The organism is Faecalibacterium sp. AF10-46 (assembly GCF_003604105.1).
GTDB classification, from domain to species: Bacteria; Bacillota; Clostridia; order Oscillospirales; family Ruminococcaceae; genus Faecalibacterium; species Faecalibacterium taiwanense.
Map to the genome: position 1 here is coordinate 48,048 of NZ_QVGY01000012.1, position 12,838 is coordinate 60,885.

Here is a 12,838-nt window from a genome sequence, read left to right on the forward strand (position 1 = left end):
TGCCTGAGAGGGTACTTTTTTAAGAGAAGTTCTCTGCGGTGGTCACTTCCACGATCTCGGTGCAGTAGGGCTTGAAGGCCTCCTTCACGGTGTCAAGGTCAAGGCCCAGCGCTTCGCAGGTCTCGGTGTTGATGGTGACGATGCCGTTGTCAAAGGTCTGGTAGGGCAGGTCTGCGGTAGTTTTGCCGTCGCAGAGGATCTCCGCCACCATGTCGGCAGTGGCTTCGCCCAGCTGGACGTAATCCACGCCGTAGCCCACAAAGGCCCCGTTCAGTGCAAAGCTGTCGGCACCGGTGTAGTGCTGCACGCCTGCCTCGGTAAAGGTCTCGTAGATGGACAGCTCTGCGGTCATCACGGTGTTGTCGGTGGGGGTGAACACGGCCTTGACGCCGGCGGCGATCAAAGCCTCAGCCGCCATCTGCACCTCAGCGGTGGTGGTTCCGTTCTTCTCAATGTACTTGATGCCGTTGGCATCACAGAAAGCCTTGGCATCGGCAATGGCCTGGGTGGAGGCATCCTGACTCAGGTCGTACAGCAGGCCAATGGTGTCAATATCCGGGTTGACAGCGGTGATCAGGTTCATGATGGCCTCGGTGTTCAGTGCGTCGGAGGTACCGGTGATGTTCTCCTCGCCGTCAAAGCCTGCAGCAGCGGGGTCGGTGACAGCAGAGTAGACAACGGGGATATCGGTATCCTCCACAGCGGCCAGCATGGTTGCGGCGGTGGGGGTAGCCACAGCCACGATCACATCCACGCCGTCCCCTACGAGGTCGGCACCGATCTGGTTCAGGTTGGACTGGTCAGCCTGTGCATTTGCGTAGTAGTCGGCGTAGTCGAAGGTAACGCCCTTCTCAGCGCCCAGCTCATCCAGACGGCTCTCCACAGATTCCACGATCTGGTTGAGGGAAGCATGATCCACATAGTTGACGATGCCCACCTTGAAGGTCTGGCCGCCCTCGGCTGCTGCGGAAGCGGCAGCGGAAGAAGCGGTGGAAGATGCAGCCACGGTGCTGGAAGCGGAGCCGCCGCAGCCGGTGAATGCCAGTGCAGAAACGGCGGAAGCAGCCATAGCGGCCTTGAGGAAGCTGCGGCGGGAGATCATGGTAACGTTTTTCATAACAGTAAACTCCTTTCCCGGAGCGGGCGGCAAAAGTAAAAGACCCGCTCCCCTTGCGGGACGGGTCTTACAAATAAAAACGACCCTGTCCCTGTGTGTTATCCACAAGGACAGGATCGGTAAAGTTCGATTCTGCGGTGCCACCTTGCTTGCCCTGCTTTGCAAACTGCAGAGCCTCTCACGGAGAGCCAACACTCCCCTGTCCTGTAACGGAGACTTCCGTCCAAAGCTACTAAGGCTTGCTGCCCATTTGCCCGGCCCTCGGCGGCCCACGAAGCTCTGCCCCGCTCTCGCCCGTTTTCACTGTCCGGGCTCACTGAAGATGCGCTGTGCAGGTTCTCTTCCGCCTCATCGGTTTGATTGCATTATACACTTTATTGGCATAAAGTCAAGGGGAAATTTCAAAAATTTCTTTTTTCTGCAGCACAAAGTCATTCTTCCGTGCATCAAGCCCGCTTTGTGCGACGCTTGCGCCAGACGAAGTACGCCGTGTACGCCAGCCATACCACAATGCCGCCCAAAGTCAGCGCATGGCTCAGCCGGATGCCGTCGGGCTGGTAGACAAAATCGATGCTGTTTTCACCTGCCGGGCACAGCACAGCCATCAATCCCTCGTCCACCTCCACAATGTCGGCCTCCTGCCCGTTGACATAGGCCGTAAAGCCGTCATCGTAAGGCACGGAGAAGAACACGAGGTTCTCTTTTTCCAGCGTGATCTCGGCGTGGAAGCCCGAATTGTTCATCTGGAACACACTGGCAACCGTGGCACGGCGCTCGCGGCAGTCCTGCACGTAGGACTCATAGTACAGCTCCTCCCGTCTGCCTTCCGGCAGATGGGTGAGGTACTTGCCGTAGACTGCAGCATCCTCGTCGGTAAGCACCAGTGCACGCATCAGGAGGTTTGCGCGGGTGGCCTTGGCTGTTTCTTCGTACTCGGTCTGGGTGAGGTAATAATCATAGGCAAAGCCCATGGGCACGTAGTTCGTGTTGCGGTAGACCGCATAGCCGTCCTTTGCAAAGGCATATTCCCAGCCGTCGTCGGCTTCGTTTTCAAAGTCGGTCTGCTTTTCCGGCGTGGTGATAAGGTACTCCACACTCAAAAGGCCCCGCAGTGCATAATTGGAAAGCTCCGGCTCACTGCGCACATCCCGCTTGACCCCCAGCGCCGGGTAGAAGCTGAGGATGCTGGGGGCCGCCGTGCTGCCAAAATACTGCAGGCAGCTCTTATCCAGCCACATGCCGATGTTGTCGTGGATCTTGTACGTATCCACGCGGTAATCGCCTTCAGGCAGGTCGTTTTTCAGCAGCAGGGCGCTTGTGTCCTGCTTCACAAGGTCGCTGTCGGTATACCACTGGCCGAACTTGCCAATGCCGATGTGCACCACGCTGAACAGGAAGGCAAACGCCAGCACTGCCGCCGTCATGCGCTGGGCAAAGCGGCTGTCGCCCCGCCACTTCTGGCAGAGATAGCGGTACAACAGCAGGCCCAGCAGGCCAAAGCCCAGCACCGCACAGTACTGACCGGGGTTCTTGAGCACGCCGAACGACCAGCTGCCCGTGTCGCTGTCCTTTACCGGCACCACCGCAAAGGCCACCGTGGCGATCATCAGCCAGCTGATGCCGCGGGCCGGGCTGTCCAGATCGGTGTTGTGGTCTTCCAGCGCGTTCACGGTCATTGCGGCCAGCACCAGCACCGGCATATAGTACCAGCGCGCATAGTAGCTGGAATTGAGGGCGTAGAACGCACTGTTCAGGATGGGCACCAGCGCGAACACGGCGCAGGTGCCCACGATGCGCTTTTTACTGTCGCCGCAATTTGCTTTCCAGTAGGCCACGGCACCGGCCAGACTGCACAGCGGCAGATAGGCCGACATGCTGGTCCACTTGATCACGCCCTCCGACCAGATGGATGTGAGGTAGGGAGAATCCGGCGGCATGATCCAGCTGACGAGAATTGCAAGGTACTGCTGCACCTTGCTGTAGGTCAGAAAACCCCAGCCGGAGGAAAGGTCGATGGTGCGCGGGTTCTGCAAAATGGAGAGCACCGCAGGCACCAGCAGGATGCTGCCCATGGCAACGCCCAGCAGGCTTTCAAATGCAAGCAGGCCAAACTTTTTTGCAGTGAGACGGAAGTCCCTTGTGCTGAGCTTGCAGATGAAGTAGATGGCCAGAAACACCACCTGACCGATGAAGAAGAAGTAGTTGTTGACAAGGTTCACCGCCACCCAGAACGCAAACCAGCTGCGGCGGTCATTGTAAAGGGCCTCGTCCAGCGACCACAGCAGATACGGGAACAGCGCCACCACATCTACAAAGTGGTTGAAGAACACATTGTATACCGTAAAGCCGGAGAAGGTATACAGGCAGGCTCCCAGCACGGCGTAGTCGATATTTTTGACGTAGCGGCGCAGATACAGGTACGCACCGCCGCCCGCCACGGCAAACTTGAACACCAGCAGCGGCACCATGAGGTAGGGCAGCCACCCCTGCGGGAAGAGCAGCGAGAACCAGAAGAACGGCGAGCCGTACAGGTAGAACGAATAGGCGTTCATCACGCCGCTGCCAAGGTCGGTAGCCCATGAAAAGGTATTGTGCACCGAGGTGAACGCACTGTCCGGGTAGCCTGCGTCCTTGATAAAGCCGTTCATATAGCGGTAAAAGCTGATCTGCTGGCTGTTGAAATCGCCTGCATAGTGGAAAAAGCCGCCGTCGATGATATAAAACGGCAGAAAGAACAGGGCCGCCGTGAGGGCACACAGGCCCACCGTCAGCCAGAATTTATCCTTTTTTTGTCCCAGCAGCTGCGGCTGCCGGGCAATACCAGACCGCTCCATGGTTTCCTCTTTTCTCTGCCAAAGCGGCAGAAAGTTGGTTTGTTTTAGTATAGCACGAACACTGCGCAGAAAAAAGGGCTTGACAACGCTCTGCCGGACAGGTATGTTGGAGAAAAAAGGAGGAAGCTGCCATGCTGTACCCGTTCAGCGCCCTGCTGGCGCGCATGAAATACATTACCCGCTGGAGCCTGATGCACTCCACCCGGGCCGAATCTCTCAGCGAGCACACCTGCGATACCGCCCTGCTGGCCCACATGCTTTGTCTGATCGCACGGCGGTACACCGGCACGCCCTGCCGCCCCAAAACGGTAGCAGTGGCGGCGCTGTACCACGACGCGCCGGAGATCATTACCGGCGACATGCCCACACCGGTCAAGTACAGCAGCCCCACCCTGCGGGATGCCTACAAGGCATTGGAAACCGAGAGCGTGCGCTGCATGACCGGCCTTCTGCCGGACGAGTTGAGCGAAGAGCTGTCCCCGTTCATCTCCGGGGAACTGCTCACCGCCGAGGAAAAGCGCCTGCTGAAGGCCGCCGACCGGCTGAGCGCCCTCATCAAATGCATGGAGGAGCAGCGCAGCGGCAACCATGAGTTTGACGCGGCGCTGGCCCAGCAGAAAGCGGCCCTGCAGGCCATGCACTGCCCGGAAGCCGACTGGTTCATAGAGCACTGTCTGCCCTGTTACACCCAGAATCTGGATGAGCTGACCCGGCAGCAGTAATATTTCCCTTACGGAAACGGCACCTCGCGCACGTCGTCCGGATCGATGCCCGCTTTGCGCTGCTCTTCAAAAACAGCATCGATCAGCTCGTCCAGATCTTCCAGATGGGTCAGGGTGCAGCAGTAGCGGCGCAGATTGGCCGCACCTTTCAGCCCCTTCATATAGTGCATGGTCTGAGAGCGGGCCTGCGGCATGGCGACGAACTCGCCCTTCTGCTCCACCATTTCCTCCACCTGACGGCGCAGCGCATTCATGCGGGCCTGCAGGTTGGGTGCCTTGGGTGCGGGCAGGCCTTCAATGGCGGCGTTCACCCGCTCAAAGAGCCACGGGTCGCCCAGCGCGCCCCGGGCGATCATCACACCGTCACATCCGGTGGCCTGCATCATCCACACAGCATCCTCAGCCGAGTGGATGTCGCCGTTGCCCAGCACCGGCACTTTGACGGCATCCTTCACCCGGGCAATGATCTCCGGATCGATGCCCGGGGTGTACATCTGCTCCCGGGTGCGGGCGTGCACCGCAATGAGGGCTGCGCCGGCCTGCTCACAGGCCTTGGCACACTCCACTGCGGTAATGTGGTCCGCATCCCAGCCCTTGCGCATTTTCACGGTGACAGGCCGTTTTGTATTTGCCACAACCTGCTCCACGATGCGGCCGCAGCGGTCCGGGTCCAGCATCAGCTTGCTGCCTGCGCCGCCGGAAACGATCTTGGGGGCCGGGCAGCCCATGTTGATATCCACAAAGTCGAACTCGTACTGTTCGATGGCGGCGGTGGCTTCGCCCATGATCTCGGGCACTTCGCCAAAGATCTGCACGCCATAGGGTGCACCGTTGGGTTCGGCCTTGAGCAGGCTCACCGTCTTGTGGTCGCCGTACACTAGCGCCCGGCTGGACACCATTTCGCTCACAGTAAAGCCTGCACCGTGCTGGGCCATCAGGCGGCGGCAGGGTGCATCCGTAAAGCCCGCCATCGGGCCGAACACCGCCCGGTGGGGCAGGATGATATTGCCGATCTTCAAAGGTTCCATAGGTTTCCTCAAATCTGATTGATTTAAAAAGGCTCCTCCACCGGGAGGAGCCTTTTTTGTTATTTCGGGCAGCGGCTTCGCCCTCTCCGTCATTGCTTACGCAATGCCACCTCCCCCAAAGTGGGAGGCTTTGGCAGTCCATAGAAAGTTTCTGGTTTCACCAGAGGCTCTCCCTTTGGGAGAGCTGTCTGCAAAGCAGACTGAGAGGGCGAGCCCGTTCGCCTTTACATCTTCTCCGGCACGTTGATCTTGAACATGGTCAGCACGTTGAAGATGACGTTCTTCACGCCGATGCACAGGGCCAGACGTGCCTGCTGCACAGCCGGGTCTGCACCCTGAATGCGGCAGCTGCCGTAGAAGCGGTGGAAGGCGCTGGCCAGATCAATGACAAAGCGGTTGATGCGGCTGGGGTCGTACTTTTCTGCCGCCATGACGATCTCCTGCGGGAAGGCTGCCAGCATCCGGATCAGATCCATCTCGGAAGGCTCGGTGAGCAGGGTGGCATCTACCTTCTCGGCACCGGCAAACTGCACGCCCTCGCTCTCCATCTTTTTCAGAATGGAGCAGATGCGGGCATGGGCATACTGCACATAGTACACGGGGTTATCGTTGTCGGTCTTGACAGCCTGATCGAGGTCAAAATCGATGCCGCTGCCTGCGTCGTGCATATTGAACAGGAAGCGTGCGCTGTCGATGGGCACCTCTTCCAGCAGGTCGGTCAGGGTGATGGCATTGCCGGTGCGCTTGGACATCCGCACAGGCTGGCCGTCGCGCATCAGGTTGACCATCTGCATCAGCACAACGTCCAGATCTTCGCCGTTCAGGCCGATGGCATCCATGGCACCCTTCATGCGGGCCACATGGCCGTGATGGTCTGCACCCCAGACATCGATGGCCTTGGCAAAGCCGCGGGTGGCCAGCTTATTGTAGTGGTAGGCGATATCGGCGGCAAAGTAGGTGGGGATGCCGTTGGCACGGACGAGCACTTCGTCCTTGGCTTCCTCCTCGGTTCCGTCCTCGGTCTTTTTCTTGTTCACCGTGCCGTACTTGGCAGCGTACTGGGCGCTGCGGTACATGATGGCACCGTCCTCTGCCTTATAGCATGCGCCCAGCTCCAGCAGCTTATCCACCACGGCCATCACCGCGCCGGACTCGTGCAGGGTGCTCTCATGGAACCACACATCGTAGTCGATGCGGTACTTGCCCAGATCGCGCTTGAGGGCAGCAATGTTCTTGGGCAGAGCGTAGGCCACCAGTGCGTCCTTCAGGGCGGCAAAAGCCTCGCTCTCGAACAGAGTCTCCTCGTCCATTCCCTTGCAGGCGGCAACGTACTTGTCGCCGTTCAGCTCGGCAAACTCACCGGCCAGCACCTTGATGTCGCCGCCCTGATAGCACTCGGCGGGCAGCGGATAGGCTTCCTCGCCGCAGTACTTCTGCAGGTAGCGCACAGCAAGGCTCTTGCCGAACTTCTGGATCTGGTTGCCGGCATCGTTGATATAGAACTCACGGGTCACATCGTAGCCGGACCAGTCCAGCACAGCGGACAGACAGTCGCCCAAAGCGCCGCCGCGGGCGTTGCCCATGTGCATGGGGCCGGTGGGGTTGGCGGAAACGAATTCCACATTGTACTTGGCGCCCTTGCCGTGATCGGTGCGGCCATACTCCTTGTTGGAGCAGGCACCCAGCACCACACTGGCCCAGAAGGACGGAGCCAAAAACAGGTTGATGAAGCCGGGGCCAGCCACTTCCACCTTGGCAAACACACTGTTCTCGATGGAGGGCAGATGTGCCAGCAGCGCATCGGCGATCATCTTGGGAGCCTTGCGCCAGCTGCGTGCACCGGCCATGGCGATGTTGGAGGCGATATCGCCGTTCTTGGTATCGGCGGGGATCTCCACGATGAAGGCGGGCAGCTCAGCTTCCGGCAGAGCACCATCGGCCATGGCGGCCTTGGCGGCAGCGGTCAGCAGAGCGCGTGCCTCGTCCAGCGCAGCCTGACGGGGGTTATAGTTCTGGTAGATCTTTTCAAATTCAGTCATTGGTCTGGTTCCTTTCACAGTCTGGGAAATATCTCAGTTTACGTGGGTCACGGTCACTTCAAGGCGGTTGCGGCTCACAAGCTCGGCGCTGTTGGCATCCAGCAGGTAGCCGAACCTTGCGGTGCCGCCCTTCTCGGTCAGGCCGCACTCGATCTCGTCGGCGGTCACGCCCAGCGTCATGGAGCCGTAGCCTGTCTCGTAGTGGCAGAGGTTGCGCTTGCCTTTTTCGATCAGCAGCTGGGTGCCGGCCCCGCCGCCCTTGCCAAACCGCAGCATCGCCACGCGGCTGCCGTCGGCGGCAATTTTCAGGGTGGTGGTGCAGCCCTCGTAGCCGGTGGTCTCGGTCTCTTTATAGGTAATGTAGTAGCTGCCGCCCTTCTGCACGAACTGGCCGCGGGTCATCAGCTCCACAAACTCTTCCTTTTCTTCCTGCTCCACAGGCTCTTTCACATGCTGCTCAATGCGGCTCTTGATGCGGATGATATAATCTTCCTTCAGCGGTTTGCTCACGTTTTTCTGTCCTTATCAATATTTATCAATGGCGATCTGATCCACCGGGCCGCCCTTGTACTCGCCCAGGAACAGGTCTGCCGTCTGCACAAAGCTGTCCGGCACATCGCTCACATAAAAGTGCGCCTGACCCTCGTGCTCCTGTGCAGCGCGCAGGCCGCGCTCGGAGAGCATCTGTTCCAGATGGTGGGCGGCGGTCTTGGCCGGATCCACCAGCGTCACGCTCTGGCCCATGAACTCGCCGATCATGGTCTTGAGCAGCGGGTAGTGGGTGCAGCCCAAAATCAGGGTGTCCACACCGGCCTCACGCACCTCGGTCAGGTACTGAGCGATCACCAGCTTCGTCACCTGCTGTCGGCTCTCCTCGCTGTGGTCCACGTAACCGGCCTCCACCAGCGGCACGAACAGCGGGCAGGCCCGGGCGGTGATCTCCACCCCCGGCACCAGCTGACGCAGCAGCTTTTCGTAGCTGCGGGAGCGGATGGTGGCAGCGGTGCCGATCACGCCGATGCGGCGGTTGCGGGTAGCAAAGGCTGCCTCCCGGGCAGCAGCATCCACTACGCCCAGATAGGGCACCGGCAGCTTTGCCGCTTCTGCAGCCGGGTAGGTACTGGACACGGTGCCGCAGGCCGCCATGATGCACTTTACATTTTTAGAAAGCAGGAATGCCACGTCCTGACGGGCATACTGCAGGATGGTCTCCGGGCTGCGGCTGCCATAGGGCACGCGGCCGGTATCGCCAAAATAGATGATCTCCTCGTGGGGCAGGCGCTTGCGCAGCTCCCGCACACCGGTCAGGCCGCCAAGGCCGCTGTCGAATACGCCGATCGGGCGGTTATCCATGCTGCTTTTCCTTTCTTTCCAGAGCCAGCGCGATCAGCCGGTCGATGAGCTGCGGCACCGGCAGGCCCTCGTGCTCCATCAGCTTGGGGTACATGCTGATGGACGTGAAGCCCGGGAAGGTGTTGATCTCGTTGATCAGCACCCGGCCAGTACCCTTTTCCACAAAGAAATCGCAGCGGGCAAGGCCCTCGCAGTTCAGGGCAGTGTAGGCCATGGCGGCGTAGGTCTTCACCTCGTCCAGCTTTGCTTCCGGCAGGTGGGCCGGGATGACGGTCTGGCTCACGCCGTTCTTGTACTTGTCGTCGTAGGTATAGAACTCGGCACCGGCAAGGATCTCGCCCGGACGGGTAGCCACGGCGGGGTCGGAGCCGATCACGGCGCATTCCACTTCCTGACCGTCCACAAAGGCTTCAAACACCACCTTGCGGTCGTTTTCCAGTGCAAGGTCGATGGCCTTTTTCAGCTCGTCACGGCTGGACACCTTGGAGATGCCCACGCTGGAACCGGCGTTTGCGGGTTTGACGAACACAGGCCAGCCCAGCTTCTTTTCCACACCCTCGCACACGCCTTCCAGATCGGACTCGATCTCCCAGCGGTCGGCAGCCAGCCATCTGGTGTGGGGCACACCGTTGGCCTCAAACAGAGCATTGGCCACGGCTTTGTCCATACACACCGCGCTTGCCAGCACGCCGCAGCCCACGTAGGGGATGCCGGCCAGCTCCAGCAGGCCCTGCACCGTGCCATCCTCGCCCCACAGGCCGTGCAGCACCGGGATGACCACATCCACATGCACTTTTTCCACATGGCCTTCCGGGGTGAACAGGATCATGCCGTGGTCGGCGCGGTCCGGACTGATGACGCAGGCCATGTTGCCTGCCAGCTCTTCCCAGCTGCCATCGGCCATCTGGGCGGCCGTGGCCTCAGTGTACAGCCAGCGGCCCTCCTTGGTGATGCCCACAGTGAGCACCTCATATTTTTCACGGTCAATGTTGTTGACGAAGTTGCCCACAGAAACGCGGCTGACCTCGTGCTCGCTGGACATACCGCCGAACAGCAGCACAACGCACATTTTTTCAGACTGCATGATAACTCTCTCCTATTTATAAAGCCCAAGACCTGGGTGGGATATAACCGGTAAAAATGCCGTTCTGGCTTATTATACAATATCTATGCGCGCGATGCAAGCAGAATGCCAAAAAGCTGCCGGTGGGTAAAAGAGATATTTTTCAAAAAAACTTTCCAAAAATCGAAGATTTCCGCTTGACGGATGGAAAAGTGCGTGATACAATGATATCACCTCTTTTGCGGGGTTATTAAGTGCGCCTGTTTTACAGGTACCACCCGCAACCCGAGGGAGGTTCAAAACAACCGTTATAATGGAGGTGTCAACAAATGACCGTTAAAATCACTCTGGCCTGCACCGAGTGCAAGCAGCGCAACTACAACACCACGAAGAACAAGAAGAACAACCCCGATCGTCTCGAGATGAAGAAGTATTGCCGTTTCTGCAAGAAGCACACCGTTCATCGCGAAACCAAGTAAGAAAGGCGGACGCATCATGGCAGACAAAACCGAGAACAAGCCGGGCTTTGTGGCCAGAGCAAAGGCCGCTGTGAAGAACTTCTTTGGCAAGTGTGCCAAGTTCTTCCGCGACACCAAGAGCGAGCTGAAGAAGGTGGTGTGGCCGTCCAAAGAGGACGTTAAGACCAACACCATCGTCGTGCTCGTGACCGTCGCCATCGCAGCGGTCGTGATGATCCTGCTGGATGCCATCTTCGGCGGCATCCTGGGCCTGATCATCGGCGCCTGAGAATCATCTTGAAACGGAGGGCAGACCAAAATGGAAGAACAATCCAATGAGGCACTTTGGTATGTAGTGCATACCTATTCCGGCTATGAGAACAAGGTCGCGAACGACCTGCAGACCATGGTGGAGAACCGTCATCTGCAGGATCTGATCTGCGATATCAAGGTTCCCGTCGAGATGGTTCCCGAAATTGACAAGAACGGCAAGCAGAAGATGGTGGAGCACAAGCTCTTCCCCGGCTACGTTCTGGTCAAAATGGTGATGAACGACGATACCTGGTACGTGGTGCGCAATACGCGCGGCTGCACCGGCTTCGTCGGCCCCGCATCCAAGCCCGTTCCCCTCTCTGCTGAGGAAGTAGAGAAGATGGGCGTGGAAAAGGCTGCACCTCTGGCAGTCGACTTCAACGTCGGCGACACCGTGCAGATCACCGCCGGTCCTCTGGAAGGCTTTATGGGCCTTGTGGAGGAGATCGATACCGAGAACTTCAAAGTGAAGCTCAAGGTCAACATGTTCGGCCGCGAGACCCCCGCAGAAGTGGAGATCGGTCAGGTCGAGCTGCCGTAACCAACCGGCACAAATCGTTTACCAAGGTAAGACCGCAGTGCGGTTCTTATAGAGCGTGTGCACTGTGCACATGCTCGTGGGAGGCACGGAGACACCGTGCCGCAACTCACCACAGATTTTTGGAGGTGCATTTATTATGGCACAGAAAGTTACTGGCTACATTAAGCTGCAGATCGAGGCCGGCAAGGCAACTCCGGCTCCCCCTGTTGGCCCTGCTCTGGGTCAGAAGGGTGTCAACATCATGGCATTCACCAAGGAGTTCAACGAGCGTACCAAGAACCAGATGGGTTATGTGATCCCTGTCGTCATCACTGTGTATGCTGACCGCTCCTTCAGCTTCATCACCAAGACTCCTCCGGCAGCCGTTCTGATCAAGAAGGCAGCTGGCATCAACACCGCTTCCGGCAAGCCCAACAAGGAAAAGGTCGCTTCTCTGACCGCCGCTCAGGTGGAAGAGATTGCCAAGACCAAGATGCCCGACCTGAACGCTGCTTCTCTGGAAGCTGCATGCAGCATGGTTCGCGGCACCTGCCGTTCCATGGGTGTCACCGTCGAGGGCTGAGACATAAACAGTGGGAGGGCATAAAACTGCCCGCATGACCACACAGGAGGATATACAATGAAACATGGCAAGCACTATGTCGACGCTGCAAAGCTGGTCGATTCTACTAAGGCATATGATGTGAATGAGGCTCTGGAGCTGGCTTGCAAGACCGCTTCTGCCAAGTTCGACGAGACTGTTGAGCTGCACGTCCGTCTGGGCGTTGATGGCCGTCACGCTGACCAGCAGGTCCGCGGCGCTGTCGTTCTGCCCAACGGCACCGGCAAGACCGTCCGCGTCTGCGCAATCGCCAAGGGTCCCGCAGCTGCCGCTGCTGAGGCTGCTGGCGCTGATATCGTCGGTGATGACGAGCTGATCGCAAAGATCGCCGGCGGCTTCATGGATTTCGACGTTGTCGTGACCACTCCCGATATGATGGGCCGCGTTGGCCGTCTCGGTAAGGTCCTGGGCCCCCGCGGCCTGATGCCGAACCCCAAGGCCGGCACCGTTGCTCCTGACCTGGGCAAGGCTGTTTCCGAGGCCAAGGCTGGTAAGATCGAGTACCGTCTGGACAAGCAGAACATCATCCATGTGCCCGTGGGCAAGGCTTCTTTCGGTGCAGAGAAGCTGTACACCAACCTGGACACTGTGATGGAGGCTATTGCCAAGGCAAAGCCCGCTGCAGCAAAGGGTACCTACTTCAAGAGCGCTACCATCGCCACCACCATGGGCCCTGGCATCCGTCTGAACACCCTGAAGTACGGTGTCTGATTTGAAGTTCTGATCGTTTTTCTGCCGTTCGTATGGGCGGCAGAAAAATTTTGTCAGAA

The 12,838-nt window shown here is 58.8% G+C and carries 13 protein-coding genes; 6 read left to right on the plus strand and 7 right to left on the minus strand.

Annotated features, from left to right (window positions below; genetic code table 11):
- Nucleotides 1–19: 19 nt before the first annotated feature.
- A complete protein-coding gene (locus DWV57_RS12155; protein ID WP_118526444.1) occupies nucleotides 20–1,117 on the minus strand; it encodes an ABC transporter substrate-binding protein in 1,098 nt (365 codons plus the stop codon).
- Between the two features lie 446 nt (nucleotides 1,118–1,563).
- Nucleotides 1,564–3,951, minus strand: coding sequence for a YfhO family protein (locus DWV57_RS12160; RefSeq protein WP_120020931.1), 2,388 nt, complete (start codon nucleotides 3,949–3,951; stop codon nucleotides 1,564–1,566).
- A 131-nt stretch (nucleotides 3,952–4,082) separates the two neighbouring features.
- On the opposite strand from DWV57_RS12160, the gene yfbR reads away from it, so the two are divergent.
- Nucleotides 4,083–4,673 carry a 5'-deoxynucleotidase gene (gene yfbR / locus DWV57_RS12165; RefSeq protein ID WP_118526448.1) on the plus strand — a complete coding sequence of 197 codons (591 nt, stop codon included), beginning with the start codon at nucleotides 4,083–4,085 and terminating at the stop codon, nucleotides 4,671–4,673.
- 8 nt (nucleotides 4,674–4,681) lie between these two features.
- On the opposite strand, the gene dusB is transcribed toward yfbR, so the two are convergent.
- From dusB to DWV57_RS12195, 5 genes are all read right to left on the minus strand, one after another.
- Entirely contained in the window at nucleotides 4,682–5,701 is a 1,020-nt protein-coding gene (gene dusB / locus DWV57_RS12170) for a tRNA dihydrouridine synthase DusB (protein WP_097776466.1), read from the minus strand.
- A 224-nt stretch (nucleotides 5,702–5,925) separates the two neighbouring features.
- Nucleotides 5,926–7,740, minus strand: a complete 1,815-nt coding sequence (argS, locus tag DWV57_RS12180; RefSeq protein ID WP_118526452.1) for an arginine--tRNA ligase — start codon at nucleotides 7,738–7,740, stop codon at nucleotides 5,926–5,928.
- A 33-nt stretch (nucleotides 7,741–7,773) separates the two neighbouring features.
- Nucleotides 7,774–8,250 carry a DUF1934 domain-containing protein gene (locus tag DWV57_RS12185; RefSeq protein WP_120020932.1) on the minus strand — a complete coding sequence of 159 codons (477 nt, stop codon included), beginning with the start codon at nucleotides 8,248–8,250 and terminating at the stop codon, nucleotides 7,774–7,776.
- Nucleotides 8,251–8,265: 15 nt separating this feature from the next.
- On the minus strand, nucleotides 8,266–9,093 hold the full coding sequence (gene murI, locus DWV57_RS12190; protein WP_097776463.1) for a glutamate racemase: 828 nt from the start codon (nucleotides 9,091–9,093) through the stop codon (nucleotides 8,266–8,268).
- Nucleotides 9,086–10,177, minus strand: a complete 1,092-nt coding sequence (locus DWV57_RS12195; protein WP_097775185.1) for a D-alanine--D-alanine ligase family protein — start codon at nucleotides 10,175–10,177, stop codon at nucleotides 9,086–9,088. The genes murI and DWV57_RS12195 overlap by 8 nt, the downstream gene beginning before the upstream one ends.
- 308 nt (nucleotides 10,178–10,485) lie before the next feature.
- Between DWV57_RS12195 and rpmG the strand changes: the two genes are divergently transcribed.
- From rpmG to rplA, 5 genes are all read left to right on the plus strand, one after another.
- On the plus strand, nucleotides 10,486–10,635 hold the full coding sequence (gene rpmG, locus DWV57_RS12200; protein ID WP_005920501.1) for a 50S ribosomal protein L33: 150 nt from the start codon (nucleotides 10,486–10,488) through the stop codon (nucleotides 10,633–10,635).
- Nucleotides 10,636–10,651: 16 nt separating this feature from the next.
- Nucleotides 10,652–10,903, plus strand: a complete 252-nt coding sequence (gene secE / locus DWV57_RS12205; protein WP_097776462.1) for a preprotein translocase subunit SecE — start codon at nucleotides 10,652–10,654, stop codon at nucleotides 10,901–10,903.
- A gap of 30 nt (nucleotides 10,904–10,933) precedes the next feature.
- A complete protein-coding gene (nusG, locus tag DWV57_RS12210) occupies nucleotides 10,934–11,467 on the plus strand; it encodes a transcription termination/antitermination protein NusG (RefSeq protein ID WP_005944521.1) in 534 nt (177 codons plus the stop codon).
- Nucleotides 11,468–11,603: 136 nt separating this feature from the next.
- Nucleotides 11,604–12,029: a 50S ribosomal protein L11 gene (rplK, locus tag DWV57_RS12215; RefSeq protein ID WP_005920496.1), complete on the plus strand. Its 426-nt coding sequence runs from the start codon at nucleotides 11,604–11,606 to the stop codon at nucleotides 12,027–12,029.
- 57 nt (nucleotides 12,030–12,086) lie between these two features.
- Nucleotides 12,087–12,779, plus strand: a complete 693-nt coding sequence (rplA, locus tag DWV57_RS12220; protein ID WP_005920494.1) for a 50S ribosomal protein L1 — start codon at nucleotides 12,087–12,089, stop codon at nucleotides 12,777–12,779.
- Nucleotides 12,780–12,838: the final 59 nt, after the last annotated feature.